Genomic DNA, 20,942 nt, shown 5'->3' with positions numbered 1-20,942 from the left:
AGAAGGAGATATTTATTTAATGAAAAAATTTAATTTTAAAAGACATATAGCTTTTATGCTGTCTGCCGGCATGGTTTTTTCCATGCTGGCACCGGCAGTGCCGGCGTATGCAGCTGATTATAAAAACTTTAGCTTTAATCTTGGTATATATAACACGAATGAGGGAGTAAGTCTGCCTGATTTGGTTTCAGGAGGTGTACAGAATGTTAAACAAAGATATCCGAATCTTCCCGTAGATACCAATAAAAACGGTCAGCCGGATACGTCAGTTACCCCAAACGACAACCTTGAAATGCCGTGGTGGGATGTAGAATGGGACACATTTACTGCAAACCCGGCACAAGGTACGAAACCGGCAGCCACATGGAACGGTGTAAATTTTAACTTTGACGGTTATGCACTTGCAGGTTGGTATGAAAACCGGTATGATTCGAATCCTACACAGCAGAGAGTTAATAAGCTTCCTAAGAATTTCCCACCGGGTTCTGGGACTAAGACCTATTATGCACGCTATGTCTCAGACGGTACAAAATATAATTTTAAGGTGAAACATATTGACAGTTCAGGGCTTAGTGTATTTGGAACAGGGGTGACTGAAAAAGAGGAAACATCTCAAAATCAGGTTTTAGTTACTATCCAGGCAAGACCTAAGGTAATCCCGGGATTAAAAGCCAATTTAAATCCGGCTTCCGATATAAGTATGTTTAACCCGAATACAACTGTTCCGGCTTCAAAGACATATTCACAGTATGGATTTACGGTTGATCCTGATAATAATGTAACAGGTTCGGTAGTAAATAAGGACATGGAGGTTAAGTATACATATGTTGTTGATACTTCAAAAACTTTCGGTCTTTCAAGCGAGCATGTTTATCTGAGTGCTGACGGTACAAGTATTGCAAACAGTAAGATGGAGAGAGCTCCGCTTAGTGCTGGAGCCAGTATAGCTTCTGCCGATGCAAGGGTTATACAGCCTGATCAGACTGCTATAACACCACAAAACGGCAATACTCAGCCGAGGTATCTTTTGGTTACGGCTGACGGAGTAAATCCAAAGACCGGAACAAGCGGCTTTGGAGGCGGCGATGTTAAGGCACCGTATTATACATCAGGCACAACTCCTGATGTGAGTCGTTATGTAGTGGCACATGCCGCTACATTTGAAAGCGGTTACAAGATCGGAGGCAACATGCCGAACCAGGCACTGGGTGTGAGATATACCTATGTTCCTAACCCGGATTACAGGGTTCATATATCGGTACAGTATGTTGATGAAAATGATCAGCCTATACTGGATCTTGTAAAAGATAAGCTCGGAAGCTCATGGGACAATTCATGGGTTGTAAATAATAATGATAACACTGTAGAGTTTCCTGTAGTACCAAACGGTACCGCAAATATACCGGTACCCAGTCTTACAGACTCAGGATATGGGGCTCCGCAGTATGTATATACAAGCAATGCGCTTGATGTTACAAATACTACAAACAACTACAATCCGGCTACAAACAGCGGAACCTACGGTGTTACAATAGGCGGCAATACAGTAGGTATGAAAATAACCTATACCAAGGATCCGGGAAGTTGGGCTACACTTGTTATAAACAAGGAAGGTTCAGGTACTCTTACTGACAGGTTAAGTGGTGCTGAGTATGACAATGCACAGCCACGTCCTATAAGTTTAAAGAAAAATAATGACGGTACGGTATCTGTAGGTCTTGATATACTTCCGACCGCATCTCAGCCTTATGGTTATGAATTTGACGGTTATTATGTAACCGGTACCTCAACAAAAGTGCCTGATACAGGTACTATAAATATAGGGGCTCCGTATACATTAACCGCTAAGTTTAAACAGAATGCAAACTGGAAGACATTTACATTTAAATTTTCAGGAAGTAATGGATATATGGTGCCGTCAGGAGGAAAATCCATTTCTATAAATCCTCTGGATGGGGCTACCGGTCAACAGAGAGTTCTTACATTTACAGATCTCCAGTCAGAATATGCTACTGAATTTCCACAGGTAGTAGCTGATGGAGGCTATGATATCAAGTGGTATGACCAGAACGGTAATGAGATTGATGGAAATACTGATATGGCAGCCATGCCTGACGGTGCAGTATTTACCGCATATGCGGTATCAAATACACCGTATGTGTCAAGAACTCCGAATGCAGAGGGAGTTATAAATGAAACCACAGGCTTTGCTTCAATAAATATGCTGCCTGCATCTGACGGACAGGTTTACAGCTCACGTCCGGATGCCTATTATGCAGTTACAGATGAGGCGGGCAATATAGTAAGGCTTATAAGGAACTCCGATCTTCAGGCTGCAAATGGTGTAATAGGTGGAGTGGCACCTGGAAGAAGATACAAGCTTTATGAGCTTGAGTCAAATCGTTCCAACTCAGGAACTCTTGCGGAAGGCGGAAATATAGCAGATGCTGCAAGTACTGTAAGCAATCCTCCCAAGGATGTAACAGTGCCTGTAAGCGTACAGCCTCAGGTTGATATAGATGCCGACAATGACAGAAAGAATCAGGTTACTATAAATCCGGTTACTCCGAATACAAAGTATGCTTTACTTGATTCAAACGGAAATATAGTAAGGGGTGCAGACTGGACCTCTCCAAGAGCGGGAGAAAACAGCATAACTTTCGGTAATTTAACTCCGGGAGAAACTTATTATGTGGTTGCAAAGCCTGCTTCAGGGGATAATACTGCTGCTAACGATCCCTCACTTGAGAGACTTCCGTTTGTAGCTTCGGCTTCTGTAACTACTAATGAGCATAAGCTTAAATTTGTTGATATTGAAGTAGGCGGTGCAGGTCTTACTTTAAGCAATCCTCCTGCAGATTACAGTAATGTAACTGAGGGTCATGTTACTGATGTTGAAGCACCTCTTGTTTATAACGGTAAAACTTTTGCACAGTGGAATGTGATAGAAGGACCGGCAAGTGCTGTAAACGGTGCTCTTAGCGGAAGAAACATAAGGGTAACTATGCCGAGAGCAAACCTTACTCTTCAGCCGTTTTATGCAGCTTTTGGAACTCACAGCGACTGGAATGTTCCGGCTGTAACTGTAAGTCCAAATGTTGACAATAAAAATGTAGGTATAAAGATCCCCGAGTTGCCTATTGTTCCGGGTACAAAACTTAGAGTTCGTGCAGAAAAGACTGCCGTATCATCAGGAGCTCTTGCAGATGTATCATCACAGGAGATAAACAGGATAGGCGGCGGACGTTACAGAGGACTTTGGGAGCTTAAGATAAGGCTTGAGAAAAGTACAGATGGTGGTTCAAACTGGAGTGATTACACACCTCCTGCAGGACACGAAAATGTTCATGCTTATATAGAATCAGGCAAGCTTAATCCGAACCGTGAATATTCATTATATAAGATTGCAACGGCAAGTAGTGCAGAGAGGATCGACGGTGTGATTGATCCGAACTGGCAGAATCCGAATTCAGGCTATTCAGGTCAGTTTGAGCATGATTTTGAGCTTGGCAGCAAATATATACTTGGTTATATAACACCTGCAACCAACAGAGTAACTATAAAGGAAAATATAAACAATACAAGAGTTGCACAGTTTGATGTAGGTGAACGCCAGACGGTAAATGATTTCAGAGATCAGTATGCTTCGCATATAAGAAGTACACCTTTTATTGAAAGTGATGGTGTAAAATGGACATATCTCGGACTTAGTTACAGCGGTTCAAATTATGATCCATTTGATGAAAATATGATGCTTACAGATGATGTTACTCTATATATCTACTATGAAAATGACAGGGATCAGAGAAACAGTGCTGAAAGCAGACTCAACCAGCTTAAAGCTGAAGCAGAGGCACTCTTAAATAACAGTGGACTGACAGGACTTCAGAGGCGTAATTTAAGAGCTGCATTGCAGGAAGCTATAGATGCTCTTACAAAGACTGCACCTCGCAAGTCAAGTACTGATGAACTTCAGCAGATGATAAGCAGGCTTGAAGCGGTTCTTAATGATATAAGAAGAGGCGGCAGCGGCAATAACGGCAACTCCGGCGGTGGCGGCGGAAGATCCGGCGGCGGCGGTGGCGGCGGTTCCTCAAGAGGAATCAATACCAACAACCCTTCAATAAAAGTAGGTCAGGACGGAGATTGGGAGCTTGTTGATGCTGCAAACCATATCTGGCACTTTAAGCTTAAAAACGGCACAAAGGTAAAGGGATGGGCTAAACTGTCCTATTCATATAACGGAACTACAAAGACCGAGTGGTATCATTTTGCCGATAACAATGTGATGGACAGCGGTTGGTACTACGATGTAGAAGGTGCTACATGGTACTATCTGTCAGAAGATCATAACGGATTTTTCGGAGAGATGAAAACCGGTTGGTATTATAGTGAAAGTGATAAGAAATGGTACTACTTAAATCCTGCAAACGGCGGTATGATAACCGGTTGGAGCCTTATAGACGGAAAGTGGTACTATATGGCGGTAAGTGCAAATGTACAGTCATGGTTCTATAATGACAATATAAAGAAGTGGGAATATCGCACTGATGTTGCACATCCGTATGGTTCACTCTATGTAAGTGAGACCACACCTGACGGCTATAATGTCGGTTCAGACGGTGCATGGAATAGTAATTAGAACCTTTAACAAAACATTTTAAATAAATATGCAGTGAGCTTTCCGGTGCTTAGATTCCGGAAAGTTCACGGCATATCAGTATGGCATAATTATATAGATGTATACACAATAAAAAACACCGCTTATATCCGGGTTTCTAAGAACGGATATAAGTAGTGTTTTTTGTTTTATTAAATTTAATATAAATTCCGACTATTCTATAAAAAGCAAGAATATCTGCAAGATAAAATTCCGAGTATAATTGAGTTCATAAAAAAATCACAGATATGATTAGCACTTAGTATTGACAAGTGCTAATCAGTCTGTTATAATACAGCTATAACAAATAAAACAAATACAATAAAAAGGAGATAAATTATGTTAATGCCAAGTATTTTTAAAGAGAATTTTATGGATGATATTTTTAGGATGCCTGAGAGATTTTATTCAAGAGCATACAGCAATAACGGTCTTATGCAGACAGATGTTAAAGAGTTTGATGACAGGTATGATGTTACTATGAATCTTCCAGGATTTAATAAGGAAGATATAAAAGGTGAGCTGAAAGACGGTTACCTTGTAGTATCAGCATCTGTAAATCAGACAAATGATGAAAAGGATAAAGACGGAAAGTTCATACGCAGGGAGCGTTACAGCGGAAGTTGCAGCAGAAGTTTTTATGTGGGTGAAAATGTAGCAAAGGAGGATATAAAAGCAAAATTTGAAGACGGTGTATTAAAGCTTACTATTCCTAAAAAGGAAGAAAAACATGTAGAAGAAGAACCGAAATACATTTCTATCGAAGGCTAATATTTAGCAAACAGGTTAATATGTTTCAGTCAGTTTTTTTAAAAATAGAGCATATGAAATAATGTGAGCAAGTGCTCGGCAGATTAACTTGATATAGAAGACTGTAATAGATAATAAAACCCAAAACAGCCACGAGCAAGCAGGTTCGTGGCTGTTTTTACTTCTTGTTTAAATTTTCTTCCTCTGTATCGTGTTCTATTGGTTTCCAACTGTTTCTGGTATTTGATAAAACGGCTCGTAAAATCACAGCAATAGCACTTATAACAGATGTAAGTACACCTGCCAACTGAACTTTAATATCATCAGCACAGAAGAATATAACAACCCCAAAAATAATTAAACCGGTGCAAAGTGAAATAGCACTAATAATACCAATAAAACTGTCTCTAATCTCGGAATTTACTTGCTTATTTATTAAATCGTGTCTATTAGACTGCTCTTTTTCTGCCATTTTTAAAATTCTATCTGCAGAGCCGGGCAATACGTCTTCATATCCTTGTAATATACTTGGTGGCGGTAACGGTCCTGAAAAAAGAGAAGCGGACAGTGAATATTCTTTTGTTGATATATCTTCTTTATCTACCAATGTATCAGAATTATCATTATTTTTTGCTGAAATTTCCTGCTGCTTTTCTGATGTCATTACCTACAGCCTCCCAATCGCTTTTTATCCCTTTGTAGCTTTCTATAATTAGATTTTTATTTAATTCATCATATGACAACCTGTTTTCCGGACATCCGAATAATTTATTAAAGCCCTTATAAAAATCCTTGCTGATTTTCATATTATTGTCCTCCTTACATGTTATATTATATATGATACAATATTTTGTAAGAAAATAAAAGTGAAGAAAGTATTAAATGTCGTGTTGCTATTTGTGATTTGTGGCATACCGGTATAAAAAACATGCTGCAAATAGTATAAACTTAATGAAACCGGTAAAATAAAACCCTTGCAAGTACTATATCTGCAAGGGTTTTGCCGTATCAGCGATATAATTAAAAACTGCGGGTAGCAGGACTCGAACCTGCACGGTTTCCCACAAGAACCTAAATCTTGCGTGTCTGCCAATTCCACCATACCCGCATTATAAACTTTGTTAAACATACAATGTATTATGTTGTTACAAAGACAGAGGATAGTGTATACCAGCTTTTAAGATATGTCAACTTAAATGTATAAAACTTTTATATAAATCTTTTATAATCTTTTATACTTAAAGCTTTTATTTTTATAAGCTATTTATAACGGAGCCTTATATTTTGAAAAAAGTGCAGATATAGGGCTTTTTATATGGGTATAACTAAAATTTATTGTTGAAATATATTTTTTTTCTGTTATAATAAGTGTCAAATTTCGTATAAATACAATTGTTTTTCTGCCAAAGACAATATATAAAGATTTGCCTTTATTCGGATTAAAAATATTTATTAAAATCCTTATAAACGGAAAATATTTATCATAGGCGGCATTTTATATTAAACTGTATTTATATGTTATTAATAAAGGATGGAGGTAAGTATTATGAAATTAAAATCACTAAAATTTAAGCACATCGCAGTATTTTCACTTTTGATGTCTATTACAACCCTTTTTATAGCGGGTTGTTCAGGCTCGGGAGGTCAAAATACAGGTGCTGACGGAAAGAAGGTTATAAAGATAGGTGTATTTGAACCGCTTTCAGGTGAAAACGGCGGAGGCGGTCTACAGGAAGTTTTGGGTGTACGGTATGCAAATAAGGTATATCCGACAGTGAATGTAGGCGGCGAGGAATATAAGGTTGAATTGGTTGAAGTTGACAACAAGTCTGACAAAACCGAGGCGGTAAGTGCGGCACAGAAGCTTGTAAGCGATAAGGTAACGATGGTTTTGGGAAGCTACGGTTCAAGTGTATCTATTGCAGCCGCACCTATATTTGAACAGGCTAAAATCCCTGCAATAGGGCTTTCATGTACAAATCCGCAGGTAACGTTAGGAAATGAATACTATTTCAGGGTGGCATTTATAGATCCGTTTCAGGGAAAGATTATGGCGAAGTACGCTATAGATTCCGGAGCGAAAAAGGCAGCTGTGCTTACACAGCTTGGAGATGATTACTCCTCAGGGCTTGGTGCATTTTTTGAGAAGGCATTTAAGGAATATGGCGGTGAGATTGTAAAATCCGAACAGTTTCAGACAAATCAAACTGATTTCAGAGCGGTGCTTACAAATATAAAAGCGGCAGAACCCGACTTCATATTTGCACCGTCATCTATAACAACTGCACCGCTTATAATATCACAGGCAAGGGAACTTGGAATTACTGCGGTGATTGGTGCAGGAGATACATGGGAGAACTCGACTATAATCGATAATGCAGGCAAAAATGCGGAAGGTATAGTTTTTTCAACATTTTTTGATGAGGCTGAACCTGCAAATGATGAGGCAAGTAAGTTTATCCCGGGCTTTAAGGAATACCTTAAGGAGAATAAACAGCCTGAGATAATTCCGGCAGTATCAGTTCTTGGATATGACGGTTATATAGTAGCATTAAAAGCTATAGAGAAAGCCGGAAGCACTGATACGGCTGCAATACAGGCGGCTCTAAAGGATGTTTCAATCGACGGCGTTACAGGAAGTCTTTCATTTGATGAAAACGGTGATGCTAAAAAGTCGATTGCATATATAAAAACCGTTAAGGACGGAAAAATTACATTCCTTACGACTACAAAATTTGATTAATAAAGTATCAGGGAGTCCGGGCTTTCCGGACTCTTTAAAATTAATTTAAACGAAGAATTGAAATGGAGGCAAAAAGCCTTATGAATTTTACGACTTTTTTGCAGCAGTGCCTTACAGGTATATCGCTGGGAGGTGCGTATGCACTTATAGCCATAGGCTATACACTTGTATATGGGATATTGCGGCTTATAAACTTTGCACATGGTGATATCTTTATGATGGCAGGTTATTTTATGATATTTGCAATGGCAGTGATGCCTTGGTATATAGCCGTTCCCATAGTCCTTATAGCAACGACCGTACTGGGCGTGCTTATAGAGAAGACGGCATATCGCCCATTGCGGGATGCTCCGAGAATGAGTGTAATGATATCTGCAATAGGTGTTTCATATCTTTTGCAAAATCTTGCAACCTATCTTTTTACGGCACTCCCAAAGGGTTATCCCAGTATACCGGTACTGAAAAAAGTAATAGTATTTAAAAATTTAAGCACATCACTTGTTACATTAATTACACCGGTGCTTACTATAATCCTTGTATATCTTCTTATAGCTTTAGTAAATAAATCAAAGACCGGTATGGCTATGAGAGCGGTTTCAAGGGATTATGAAACTGCAAGGCTTATGGGTATAAAGATAGACAGGATAGTGTCATTTACATTTGCTATGGGTTCGCTCCTTGCAGGTATAGGTTCAATACTTTATTTTACCGACAGGATGACGCTGTATCCGTTTTCAGGTTCGCTGCCCGGTCTTAAATGCTTTGTGGCTGCGGTTATAGGCGGGATAGGAAGTATACCCGGTGCAGTAGTGGGCGGATTTATATTAGGGATAGGAGAGACCGCACTTGCTGCGGCAGGGTATTCAACCTTTTCAGACGCATTTACATTTGTACTTTTAATCATTATGCTGCTTGTAAAACCTACGGGTATCTTTGGGGAGAAGGCAGTTGATAAGGTTTAATGACAGTATTTAAAAGATATGTGGTCTGAGAATATAACATAACGGCTTGATGCAGCTTAATGAACACTTAATTTGATGGGAATTAATTTAAAATGAAAACTAAAAACAAAAATTCAGATAAAAATAAATATAGAATATGCAGTGCGGCAGTATTTATACTATGCATATTATTGCTTATATTCCTTGAAGCAAATAAATATAAATACAGCTATATCACAGGTATACTTGTAAGATCTGCGATATATGCACTTGTTGCAGTTTCGATGAATCTGGTAACGGGCTTTACAGGTCTGTTTTCACTGGGACAGGCGGGATTTATGGCAATAGGGGCATATACGGTAGGTATTTTAACAATACCTGTGGCTCAAAGACCGGCTGTCTATTATATGAACGGTATATCACCGGTTATAGAAAAGATGTATATGCCTTTTTGGGCAGCGATTATAGCAGGAGGGATTTTTGCGGCATTTTGTGCCGCACTTATAGGGATACCGGTGCTTAGACTTAAAAGCGACTACCTTGCGATAGCCACATTAGGCTTTTCAGAGATTATAAGAGCTTTTATAGCCTCACCGCAGCTTAATAAGATTACAAACGGCTCATACGGTTTAAAAAACATACCTTCATTTCCGAATCTATATACCATATTCGGTATATGTGCAGTTTGTATAGCTTTAATTGTGCTGCTTATAAATTCATCATACGGCAGGGTATTTAAAGCAATAAGAGAAGATGAAACCGCCGCACAGGCTATGGGCATAAATCTGTTTAAATATAAGGAGCTGTCATTTGTGATATCCTCATTTTTTACCGGTATAGGCGGAGGGCTTTTGGCAATGTTTATGGGTTCAATAGATTCAAAGACATTCCAGATAGCACTTACCTATGATATACTGCTTATAGTAGTATTAGGCGGTATAGGCAGCGTAACCGGAAGTATACTGGGTGCATTTTTAATTACCTCAGGCAGGGAGTGGCTTAGATTCTTTGATGAACCGCTTACTCTGGCAGGTATAAATATACCTCTGTTTAGAGCGGGATTTCGTATGGTTATATTTTCAATACTTTTAATGGCAGTAGTGCTTTTTTATAGAAAGGGAATTATGGGTACCAATGAATTTTCATGGGAGGCTGTTTTTAATCTGTTTAAAAAAAGAAATTCTGCCGGAGCAGGTAGCGGACGAAGCGATATTCAGGATAATCACTCTGATGACGGCGTTAAAAGAATCTTAAATGACAGGGAGGCTTAGTATGAGTAAAAATAATATACTTATTGCAGAACATATAAGTATGCAGTTCGGAGGTGTCCTTGCTATAAATGATCTTTCAATAAATGTCGGTGTAAATGAGATAGTTGCACTTATAGGGCCGAACGGAGCGGGAAAGACTACGGCATTTAACTGCATTACAGGCATCTACGAGCCTACTGTCGGAAAGATAGTATTTGACGGGCACACGGTGATAGGTGCTTTTCCTAAGAACAGGCAAAAAAAGGATTTTTTAGGTACGCTTCCGGAACATGAGATAGAGAGGGTGTCAAACACTCCTGACAGGATTACAAGAAAGGGAATGGCAAGAACTTTTCAAAACATAAGACTTTTCGGCAATTTAAGTGTTATTGAAAATGTACTTATAGCTAAACATACAAATGCAAAGCAGAATGTATTTTCAGCAGTGCTGCGGCTTAATTCTTCCGAAGAAAAAAGGATGTTAGAGGAAAGTAAAGAGCTTCTTGATATGCAGGGGCTTATAGAATATAAAGATGAAAGGGCAGGCAGCCTTCCATACGGTTTGCAGAGAAGGCTTGAGATCGCCAGAGCACTTGCACTTGATCCTAAACTGCTTTTGCTTGATGAACCGGCAGCCGGTATGAACCCTCAGGAAACACATGAACTTACTGAACTTATAAGTAAGATAAGGGATGATTATAAACTTGGCATATTTATGATTGAACATCACATGGATCTGGTAATGGGTATATCCGACAGGGTTTATGTACTTGATTTTGGAAAACTTATAGCGGAAGGGACCCCGGATGAGATACAAAACAATGAACATGTTATAGATGCTTATCTGGGTGTGGTTGAAGAAAATGCTTAAAGTAAACGGGCTTAAGGTAAATTACGGGAGTATAGAGGCGGTAAAGGGAGTTGATTTTGAAGTAAAAGAAAACGACATAGTTACTCTTATAGGTGCAAACGGCGCCGGAAAGTCTACTATACTTAAAACGGTTGCAGGTCTTATAAAACCTGCAGAAGGAAAAATTGAATTTATGGGCGATGATATAACAGGCTTTGAAACCTCAAATATAATATCAAGGGGAATAACTCTTGTACCTGAAGGAAGACGTGTATTTCCTGATATGACGGTACTTGAGAATATAAAGATAGGTGCATATCTTAGAAAAGATTCGTTAAGTAATGATATAGAGTGGATTTACAGTCTGTTCCCCAGACTTAAGGAAAGACATTGGCAGCATGCAGGTACTCTTTCAGGAGGCGAACAACAGATGCTTGCTCTGGCAAGAGCACTTATGAGCCGACCTAAGCTGCTTATGATGGATGAGCCTTCACTTGGACTGGCTCCTATTATAGTAAAAGGCATATTTGAAATAATAAATGAAATACAAAAATCAGGTGTTACAGTGCTTTTAATTGAGCAGAATGCAAATATGGCACTGAATGCGGCTTCATATGCGTATGTCCTTGAAACAGGCAGGGTGATGCTTAAGGGAAGCGGCAAAGAGCTTCTTGCCGATGAATCGGTAAGAGAGGCTTATCTGGGAAAAAACAGAAATGAAAAATATGTCAATTAGAAAAAAATGATTGGCAGCAGGTTTTAGGCTTATACTTCTATATTTTTAATAATTGAAATAATTTTATATATCATCAATATTTTAACTATTGACAAAATATCACAGCAATAATAGTATAAAAACAGCTTACTATATGGTTTTTATATAGCTTTTTATCATATCAATCAGGTTTAAAATATATTTTATAATTGGATATGGAAAGCATTATACTAAATATACAGCATCATTTAGTATATATAATAAACAATAATATCGATATAATAATACCGTACAGTATCATTTAAAAAATATGTTATATAATGTCATACAATAATGTAGGTATCAAAAGTATTTGATACTTATTGATACAGGATTGCTACAGCTTCGCTTCTCGCAATCCTTGCAAAAATATTTGTAATCCGCTCATTTTTTGCAAAAATGGCTACTTACTCATATTTTTTGCCAAAAGTATAAAATAAAGAGTATATATAAAGTACATTCACATTAAAATATGGGAGGTGTGATTATGTTACTGTTTTCTACTATTCTTGATATAAAAAAAGCCATGGGTAAGGATGAATTTATAAACAGCATAATTGAATGGAACAAAGGCAGCTCCGATCCTGATGATATAATATCCGGTATAGAGTGGATCGGGGATGAAAATACACGTTTTGGGAAAGATAGCCTGTGGCTGGAAATATCATACTATAAGTGCAGAAATATAATGGCGGTACGTTGTGAAAAAACCGGTTCTGACGGTATAGTGTGGGATAGTGATTATATTATGAATTTTGATGATATGAAATTGTGTATTCAGCTTGACAGGAGCTATAAAGAAGATACGGTGTTTGACGATTCGGATTTTTCAACCCCTCATTATATTGCCGAACTTATAGATAAGGATTATATAGAAAATGATGAAATGCTTGAAGTATCTGATGAGCCGGTTTTAATTAATGAGAGCAATATTGAGCTTATTACAGATTTGATAAATGGAGATATAAGATATAAACTGCCTGTAATATATGTATCAAAGACTATATTTAATACGGATCCCGTTGATGTAAACCATCTGGCACGTTGTCTTAAAGGCATCGCTCATGTGCTTGTACAGGAAAACAGGGCATCAAATGCAAAATGCAGGCGGATGTGTTATGATAATAATGAATTTAACGGTGCGGTAGGGATATATTATCCGAATCCTGCAATTTTGAGAAAACGATATCTTTACAGAACTTATAACGGAAGCTCAGGTGTATTGACAGGGAAAATAATAAGCACTATATTAAGATACTCAAGTTCACAAAATATAGAAAAACTTTATACATGGTACGGAGTAAGCAATGCTATGCTCAGTGATACGCTTAACAGGCAGATAGAAAAAAGGCTTGCGGCTGAAGCTGCAAGACATTCGGCGGAAAAAGCTAGAAAGTCTGCGGAAAAAGCCAGAAAATCCGCTGAAGATGAGAAAGAAATGGTTTATGAATCATTTGATGACGAACTTAAAAAACTCAAAGCACAGGTTGATGAGCTGAGCAGACATAATGATATATTAAGATATGAAAATCAGGGACTTAGAGAAAAGGTAAATTCGTTTTCATCAGTGCCTGTTATATATATGGGTGATGAGGATGAGCTTTTTTCCGGTGAGATAAAGGAGATAGTGATTTCATCACTTGATGAAGTGCTCAAAAAAACTGAACAAAAGACCAGGCGATGGGATGTTCTTAATGATATAGTGATTAATAATGAGTTTAAAAATACTATTGAAGATAAACAAAAGACTGTAAAACGGCTTTTTAGAGGCTATGAATGTGTATCCGCCATGATGAGGCAGGAACTTGCCGCTATAGGACTTGAGCTCAAAGAGGAGGGAAAGCATTACAAGATAGTTTATTACGGTGATGATCGGTACTGGACTACAATATCAAAGACTCCAAGCGATGCCAGGAGCGGCAGGAATATAGCACATACTATAATAAAGACAATGCTTTAGCTCTGATATGAACCTTTTCAAAAAATAATTATTGTGATATACTCTGAAACATAAATCAAATATTTTCAGGGGAAAACTATGCAGGCTAAAGAAAATGGAGCTAAAACCGACATCAGTGCTGATAATGATACGGCAGGGATAAATTTTGAAGAAATTTTTAAAGACAGGGCATTTTCCCAAAAATACGGCTGCCGCAGGGTCATGCTGAAATTAAGCGGAGAAGCTCTTGCAAGTGAGAGCGGAGGTTATGACGATGCAGTTGTAAAGGGAGTGGCGTCCCAGATTATACAGGCAAAGCAAATGTGTGATTCAGGCAGGCTTGATGTGGGTATAGTTATAGGAGGCGGAAATTACTGGAGAGGTAGGACTTCTGAAAGAATAGACAGGGTAAAGGCGGATCAGATAGGGATGCTTGCAACTGTGATGAACTGTATATACGTTTCCGAGATATTCAGGAGTGAGGGTATGTGTACGGCGGTATTTTCATCATTTACCTGTGGCAGCATGACTGAACTTTTCTCAAAGGACAGAGTAAATGAGTGCTTTGAACAGGGAAAAGTGGTGTTTTTTGCCGGAGGTACCGGACATCCTTATTTTTCAACAGATACGGGGGTTGTATTAAGGGCAGTTGAGATGGATGCAGGTATTATACTTCTTGCAAAAGCTGTTGACGGAGTATATGATTCCGATCCGAGACTTAACAAAGAGGCTTCAAGATATGATGTGGTAAGTATACAGGAAGTTATAGACAGGAAACTTGCGGTCATGGATCTTACCGCCTCGGTGATGTGTATGGAACATAAGATTGCACTTGCCGTTTTTGATTTAAATCGTAAAAACTCCATAGCACAAGCTATGCAGGGAAAAATTAGCGGTACCATAGTTACCGTATAGGAGAAGAATAATGGAAGTTAATGTAAAAGAATTTCAGGAAAAGATGGAAAAAACTATAAGCGTATTGCAGGGCGAATATGCAACTATAAGGGCAGGAAGAGCGAATCCGCATGTGCTTGACAAGATAAAGGTCAATTATTACGGAACTCCGACTCCCATACAGCAGGTAGGTAATATCTCAGTGCCTGAAGCAAGGGTCATGGTGATACAGCCGTGGGAAAAGGGACTTTTAAAGGAGATAGAAAAAGCTGTAAATATGTCCGATCTGGGTATACATCCTACAAATGACGGCAATGTAATAAGACTTGTATTTCCTGAGCTTACAGAAGAAAGGCGTAAGGAGCTTGTAAAGGATATAAAGAAAAAAGGAGAGGCTGCCAAGGTTGCAGTAAGAAATATAAGAAGAGATGCTATAGATCATATGAAAAAATCGGAAAAAGCCGGTGAGATAAGTGAGGATGCACTGGCGGATTTTGAAGATAAGATACAGAAAGCTACTGATAAATCAATTAAAAAAATTGATGAGAACATTGAAAATAAATCAAAAGAGATTCTTACAGTTTGATTTATAAAAGGACAGCATACAAAAGTATAGATTAAAACAATGGGAAATAATAATATTGAGATTGATTCGGCAGGCGGGGATTTAAAAATACCCCGCCATATTGCCATAATACTTGACGGCAACGGAAGGTGGGCAAAGTCTCGCAATCTGCCGAGAGCGGCAGGGCATAAAGCGGGTTGTGAAACACTTGAGGGTATAGTTGAGGATTGTGTAAGGCTGGGAGTTGAATATCTGACTGTATATGGCTTTTCGACTGAAAACTGGAAGAGGAGCGAGCAGGAGATTTCGGCACTTATGGCACTTTTCAGGTTTTATATGGTAAAGCTTGTAAAGGTTGCAAATGATAACAATGTTAAAGTAAGGATGATAGGAGATAAGTCAAGATTTGATGCCGATATAAGGCAGGGAATTGACAAATTGATATTAAGCACAAAGGATAATACCGGTATGACATTTACATTTGCGGTTAATTACGGTTCAAGAGATGAGCTTACAAGAGCTTTTAAAAAGTTAATGTCGGACTGTTTTAACGGTAAATTTGAGATTGAAGATGTTAATTCCGGTTTAATAGATAATTATCTTGATACCGCCGGTATTCCCGATCCGGATCTTTTAATAAGAACAAGCGGTGAGCTTAGAATATCAAACTTTTTGCTTTGGCAGATAGCCTACAGTGAGATTTATGTAACAGATACCTACTGGCCTGATTTTAATAAGGCTGAGCTGATTAAAGCCATAGCCGAGTATAGCAGGCGTGAGAGAAGATTCGGAGGCAGATAATGTTTCTTACAAGGCTTATAAGCGGAGCTGTGCTGTTGGCTGCCGCTTTTTTTCTGGTAAATACAGGGGGTATATTTTTACTCCTTGTTTCAGCGGTACTTGCACTTATAGGTATGTATGAGTTTTACAGGGTTATTAAAATTGAGAAAAAAAATATTTCCTATGTGGGATATATTTTTGCGGTTATATATTATGTTTTTGTATATATACAGTCGTGCGGCTGTATACCGGCAGGGATTTTTGGAGAGTATTGTTCTTTTACGGCAGCGGCATCACTTATAATGTTAATGGGAATATATGTATTTACATTTCCTAAATACAAGATTGATGATATATGCGGTATATTTTTCGGTATATTCTATGTTGCTGTACTTTTTTCATTTTTATATAAAACAAGGGTATTGTATAATGGGAAATATCTTGTATGGCTGATTTTTTTATCAAGCTGGGGAAGTGATACCTGTGCATATACTGTGGGTATGCTTATAGGAAAGCATAAGATAGCTCCTGAACTTAGCCCTAAAAAAAGCGTTGAGGGCTGTGTAGGGGGGGTATGCGGTGCGGCGCTCCTGGGATTTATATATGCATGGATATTTTTAGAAAAAATGGATGCCGGTCATGATTTAAGACTTATATGCGGCATAGCCTGTGCATTAGGCTCTATTATATCGCAGATTGGTGATTTTGCGGCTTCCGCCATAAAAAGAAATTATGATATAAAAGACTATGGTAATTTAATTCCCGGTCATGGAGGTGTATTGGACAGATTTGATTCAATGCTTTTTACCGCACCTGCAATATATTTTGCATTATATTTTTTTATCTAAAAGATACAGGCTTTTATCCGGCGGCTTTTCAATAGTTTAAATTTATATTATATTTTTATTAATTAGGTACTTTAAATGAAAAAATTAAGTATAATAGGTTCCACAGGTTCAATAGGGTTGCAGGCACTTGATGTGGTAAGACTGCATAGGGATATAAAAATTACGGCACTTGCCGCTCACAGCAGTGTATCAAAACTTGAAGCCCAGATAAGGGAGTTTAAACCTGATATAGCTTCGCTTTGGAGCGAAGATGCGGCTCTTGATTTAAAGGTCAGAGTAAAAGATACCGGCTGCAAAGTATTATACGGTATGGAGGGCCTTATTGAGGTTGCTTCTTACAGAGCCGGAGATATCGGCAGTGTTTCAAACGGTGCAGGTATAATTACTGATGATATTTCATCCGGTAAGGCTGAGAATGTCGGTATTTCTTCCTGTAATCACTGTAGTATAGAATCTTCCGGGAGCTACAATATAGAATCTTCGGACGATATACTGCTAAGTGCGGTAGTAGGCATGATAGGCATAGAACCTGCCATAGCAGCCATAAAGTCGGGCAGGACTTTGGCGCTTGCAAATAAGGAGAGTCTTGTATGTGCAGGTCATATAATTATGCCGCTTGCAAAACAGTATAATGTTGATATACTGCCGGTTGATTCTGAACATTCAGCGATATTTCAGTGTCTAAGCGGTGAACATTCAAACATTTCGAGGATAATGCTTACCGCTTCAGGGGGACCTTTTAGGGGGTATACAAAAAAACAGCTTGAGACTGTACAACTTTCCGATGCACTTAAGCACCCGAACTGGAGTATGGGGAAAAAGATAAGTATAGATTCTGCAACCATGGTAAATAAAGGGCTTGAGGTTATGGAGGCATGCCATTTATTCGGTGTTGCCCCTGATAAGATAGATGTGCTTATACAGCCGTCCTCAGTGGTGCATTCCATGGTTGAGTTTGAAGACGGTGCCGTTATGGCACAGCTTGGAGCAGCTGATATGAAGCTTCCTATACAGTACGCTCTATATTACCCGTACAGGCGATATTCGGATATAAACAGGCTGGATTTTTATAAAATTTCAACTATCAGCTTTGAAAAACCTGATATGGAGGTTTTTGAGGGGCTTGCCCTTGCTTACAAGGCTGCATGTGAGGGCGGGAGTATGCCGACGGTGTTTAATGCGGCAAATGAATATGCGGTAGAAAGATTTTTGAATAATAAAATCAGATTTAATGATATAAGCGGGATTATAAAGGAGGCTATGAGAAAACATAAAAAAATCATAAATCCTTCGCTTAATGATATTATAGACATAAAAAAAGAGGTTGAAGATTATCTGGAGAATTTAATTTAATAAAACATAGAATTAACAAAATACAGGATTCATAAAATATAAAAAACGGTATAATAAAGTTTATGCCGGGATAAAGGCGTTTATATATTTTATTTAATATGGAATATATAAATACCGGATTAAAGATACGGAGGATATCAAAGGATAGTATGAATATAATTATTGCACTGTTTGTATTTGGTTTTATAGTTTTAATACATGAATTGGGGCATTTTATTTTTGCAAAAAGGGCAGGGATTAAGGTCGTTGAATTTTCGATAGGCATGGGTCCCAGACTTTTTAAAATCAATGGTAAGGAAACAATTTATTCAATCAAGCTTTTGCCTCTTGGAGGCTCATGCATGATGCTTGGTGAGGATGAAGAAGAAGAGAGGCTTGAGGGCAGTTTTAACTCAAAGGGAGTTTTAGACAGGTTTTTAGTTATATTTGCAGGTCCTTTATTTAATTTTATACTTGCATTTTTTATATCTATTTTAATTATAGCAAATATAGGCGTTGACAAGCCTGTTATAGCGGAGGCACTTGAGGGATATCCGGCGGTTGAGGCGGGCATACAAAAAGGTGATGAGATTATAAAGATTGATAATAAAGATATAACTATATACAGAGAGATTCCGTTGTATATATACATGAATCCGGGTAAAACTCTTAATGTTAAAATAAAAAGAAATACCGAGACGGGAACACAGATACTTGATTTTTTACTTGAACCGAAATATTCTGCCGAAAGACAGGGTTATCTCATAGGTATAAGACCTGAAAAGAGAAGTATGCTTAAAAATCCTTTAAGTATATTGGGTTATTCATTAAATGAAGTAAAATACAATATAAATATGGCTGTTGAGGGGATTCTTTATATGATAGCCGGCAAAATAAAGCCGTCTCAGGTGAGCGGACCTGTCGGAATAGTAAAGGCGATAGGCGATACCGTTGAAGAATCAAAGCCTGAAGGAATAAAGGTTATACTTTTAAATCTGGGAGTATTTATGGCACTTTTAAGTGCTAATCTTGGCGTAATGAACCTTTTGCCTATACCGGCACTTGACGGCGGCAGGATTTTATTTATTTTAATAGAAGCCGTTACAAGAAGACCTATAAACCGGAAAGCTGAGGGCTATATACATTTTGCAGGTTTTGCACTACTTATGCTTTTGATGGTATTTATATTATTTAATGATATAAAACATTTGGTTATAAGATAAAAGTGCTGTTTGGGGTGTTTATGCCGTTTATATGATGCAGATCCAAGTAAATTTATAAGAATGCGAGAGGTTGTTTGTCCTGTTTATGACGTTTATATGTGTTTTTTTGCCGCATCTGTAAACGGCAGTCAGCCGGTCTGAAAAATGCAGTTTAAGTTATGATTTCCTTAGAAATTTAATTTCAGGAAATGCAAACATGTATCATATTGGGGTAAATTAAAATACATATTATATTTAATAAAGATTATATTTATAGAAACTTAAAGTACGGATTATAATGAAAACCAGAAAAATCAAAATAGGTAACAGAGTGATAGGCGGGGGAGCTCCTGTGCTTATACAGTCAATGTGCAATACAAAAACAGATGATATCGAAGGAACAATCCGGCAGACTCTGGAGCTTGAGAGAGCAGGCTGTGATATAATCAGGGTGGCAGTGCCGGATATGAGTGCGGCAGAGGCACTTAAGGAAATTAAAAAAAATATACATATACCTCTTGTGGCGGATATTCATTTTGATTACAGACTTGCTCTTGCCTCTATTGAAAACGGGGCTGATAAAATCAGAATAAACCCCGGAAATATAGGCTCTTATGACAGAATTAAGGCGGTTGTAGAGGCTGCAAGACAGAAAGATATACCTATAAGGGTAGGTGTAAATTCAGGATCACTTGAGAAAGAAATTCTTGAAAAGTATAATGGGGTAACTGCACAGGGTATAGTTGAGTCGGCACTTGACAAAGTAGCCGTCATAGAGAAGCTTGGCTATGAAAATCTTGTGGTAAGTATAAAATCTTCCGATGTAATGATGTGTGTAAAGGCACATGAACTTATGGCAAAAAGCTGTGATTATCCTCTCCATATAGGGATCACCGAATCAGGTACATTGCAGAGAGGGACTGTAAAATCATCGGTTGGTCTTGGTATAATATTGTATCAGGGAATAGGTGATACTATAAGGGTAAGTCTTACTGGTGATCCTGTTGAGGAGGTGAAATGTGCGAAACTTATATTAAAAAGCCTGGGTTTAAGGAAAGACGGGATTGAGGTGGTATCATGCCCTACCTGCGGGAGAACCTCAATTGATCTTATAAGCCTTGCGGATAAAGTGGAGATGATTGTAAGCGATTTTGACCTCAATATAAAGGTTGCGGTTATGGGTTGTGTGGTAAACGGTCCGGGTGAAGCGAGAGAGGCTGATATCGGTATAGCAGGAGGCAAGGGTGAGGGGCTTCTTATAAAAAAGGGCAAGGTTATAAAAAAGCTTCCTGAAAACGAACTGCTTGAAGCGCTAAAACAGGAACTTAAGCGAATGCAGGCTGAGGCTTCCTGTAATAATGCAGGCTGAAGCTGCCCGGATAATACAGGATTAGGCTGTTTGTAATTAGAATATTTATACATTTTGATTTATAT

Annotated in this window: 17 protein-coding genes and 1 tRNA gene; 15 read left to right on the top strand and 3 right to left on the bottom strand. The window is 38.2% G+C overall.

Annotation, left to right across the window (positions count from 1 at the left end; genetic code table 11):
• The first annotated feature begins 19 nt into the window (after positions 1–19).
• Together HMPREF9333_RS01670 and HMPREF9333_RS01665 are read left to right on the top strand one after the other, a co-directional pair.
• Positions 20–4,642: a hypothetical protein gene (locus tag HMPREF9333_RS01670; RefSeq protein ID WP_005539340.1), complete on the top strand. Its 4,623-nt coding sequence runs from the start codon at positions 20–22 to the stop codon at positions 4,640–4,642.
• 357 nt (positions 4,643–4,999) lie between these two features.
• Positions 5,000–5,431, top strand: coding sequence for an Hsp20/alpha crystallin family protein (locus tag HMPREF9333_RS01665; RefSeq protein ID WP_005539338.1), 432 nt, complete (start codon positions 5,000–5,002; stop codon positions 5,429–5,431).
• 157 nt (positions 5,432–5,588) lie between these two features.
• Here HMPREF9333_RS01665 and HMPREF9333_RS12090 read toward each other — a convergent pair whose 3' ends face one another.
• The 3 genes from HMPREF9333_RS12090 to HMPREF9333_RS01650 all read right to left on the bottom strand — a co-directional run bounded on the left by HMPREF9333_RS12090 (position 5,589) and on the right by HMPREF9333_RS01650 (position 6,518).
• Positions 5,589–6,074, bottom strand: coding sequence for a DUF2335 domain-containing protein (locus HMPREF9333_RS12090; protein ID WP_005539336.1), 486 nt, complete (start codon positions 6,072–6,074; stop codon positions 5,589–5,591).
• Entirely contained in the window at positions 6,034–6,216 is a 183-nt protein-coding gene (locus HMPREF9333_RS01655) for a hypothetical protein (RefSeq protein ID WP_005539335.1), read from the bottom strand. The genes HMPREF9333_RS12090 and HMPREF9333_RS01655 overlap by 41 nt, the downstream gene beginning before the upstream one ends.
• A 222-nt stretch (positions 6,217–6,438) precedes the next feature.
• Positions 6,439–6,518 (bottom strand) — tRNA-Leu (locus HMPREF9333_RS01650).
• Positions 6,519–6,956: 438 nt separating this feature from the next.
• On the opposite strand from HMPREF9333_RS01650, the gene HMPREF9333_RS01645 reads away from it, so the two are divergent.
• The 13 genes from HMPREF9333_RS01645 to ispG all read left to right on the top strand — a co-directional run bounded on the left by HMPREF9333_RS01645 (position 6,957) and on the right by ispG (position 20,877).
• Entirely contained in the window at positions 6,957–8,153 is a 1,197-nt protein-coding gene (locus tag HMPREF9333_RS01645) for an ABC transporter substrate-binding protein (RefSeq protein ID WP_005539333.1), read from the top strand.
• Positions 8,154–8,233: 80 nt separating this feature from the next.
• Entirely contained in the window at positions 8,234–9,115 is an 882-nt protein-coding gene (locus tag HMPREF9333_RS01640; protein ID WP_040882092.1) for a branched-chain amino acid ABC transporter permease, read from the top strand.
• A gap of 92 nt (positions 9,116–9,207) precedes the next feature.
• Complete coding sequence (locus HMPREF9333_RS01635) at positions 9,208–10,365, top strand: branched-chain amino acid ABC transporter permease (protein ID WP_005539330.1); 1,158 nt, start codon at positions 9,208–9,210, stop codon at positions 10,363–10,365.
• A 1-nt stretch (position 10,366) separates the two neighbouring features.
• On the top strand, positions 10,367–11,215 hold the full coding sequence (locus HMPREF9333_RS01630) for an ABC transporter ATP-binding protein (protein ID WP_005539328.1): 849 nt from the start codon (positions 10,367–10,369) through the stop codon (positions 11,213–11,215).
• Positions 11,208–11,930, top strand: coding sequence for an ABC transporter ATP-binding protein (locus tag HMPREF9333_RS01625; protein ID WP_005539326.1), 723 nt, complete (start codon positions 11,208–11,210; stop codon positions 11,928–11,930). Before HMPREF9333_RS01630 ends, HMPREF9333_RS01625 begins: the two co-directional genes overlap by 8 nt.
• A gap of 505 nt (positions 11,931–12,435) precedes the next feature.
• The gene (locus tag HMPREF9333_RS01620) at positions 12,436–13,908 is read left to right on the top strand and encodes a hypothetical protein (protein ID WP_005539325.1); all 1,473 of its coding nucleotides are present in this window, start codon (positions 12,436–12,438) and stop codon (positions 13,906–13,908) included.
• Between the two features lie 201 nt (positions 13,909–14,109).
• Positions 14,110–14,802, top strand: coding sequence for a UMP kinase (pyrH, locus tag HMPREF9333_RS01615; RefSeq protein WP_040882090.1), 693 nt, complete (start codon positions 14,110–14,112; stop codon positions 14,800–14,802).
• A gap of 10 nt (positions 14,803–14,812) precedes the next feature.
• The gene (frr, locus tag HMPREF9333_RS01610) at positions 14,813–15,367 is read left to right on the top strand and encodes a ribosome recycling factor (RefSeq protein WP_005539321.1); all 555 of its coding nucleotides are present in this window, start codon (positions 14,813–14,815) and stop codon (positions 15,365–15,367) included.
• Between the two features lie 39 nt (positions 15,368–15,406).
• Entirely contained in the window at positions 15,407–16,147 is a 741-nt protein-coding gene (locus HMPREF9333_RS01605) for an isoprenyl transferase (protein ID WP_005539320.1), read from the top strand.
• Entirely contained in the window at positions 16,147–16,974 is an 828-nt protein-coding gene (locus tag HMPREF9333_RS01600) for a phosphatidate cytidylyltransferase (RefSeq protein ID WP_005539318.1), read from the top strand. The genes HMPREF9333_RS01605 and HMPREF9333_RS01600 overlap by 1 nt, the downstream gene beginning before the upstream one ends.
• A gap of 75 nt (positions 16,975–17,049) precedes the next feature.
• Entirely contained in the window at positions 17,050–18,327 is a 1,278-nt protein-coding gene (gene dxr / locus HMPREF9333_RS01595) for a 1-deoxy-D-xylulose-5-phosphate reductoisomerase (RefSeq protein WP_005539317.1), read from the top strand.
• Positions 18,328–18,476: 149 nt separating this feature from the next.
• Positions 18,477–19,529, top strand: coding sequence for an RIP metalloprotease RseP (gene rseP / locus HMPREF9333_RS01590; protein WP_005539314.1), 1,053 nt, complete (start codon positions 18,477–18,479; stop codon positions 19,527–19,529).
• Between the two features lie 277 nt (positions 19,530–19,806).
• Positions 19,807–20,877, top strand: a complete 1,071-nt coding sequence (ispG, locus tag HMPREF9333_RS01585) for a flavodoxin-dependent (E)-4-hydroxy-3-methylbut-2-enyl-diphosphate synthase (protein ID WP_005539312.1) — start codon at positions 19,807–19,809, stop codon at positions 20,875–20,877.
• Positions 20,878–20,942: the final 65 nt, after the last annotated feature.

The sequence above is a fragment of the Johnsonella ignava ATCC 51276 genome (assembly GCF_000235445.1).
Classification (GTDB): domain Bacteria; phylum Bacillota; class Clostridia; order Lachnospirales; family Lachnospiraceae; genus Johnsonella; species Johnsonella ignava.
This window is presented reverse-complemented; position numbering and strand designations above follow the sequence as displayed.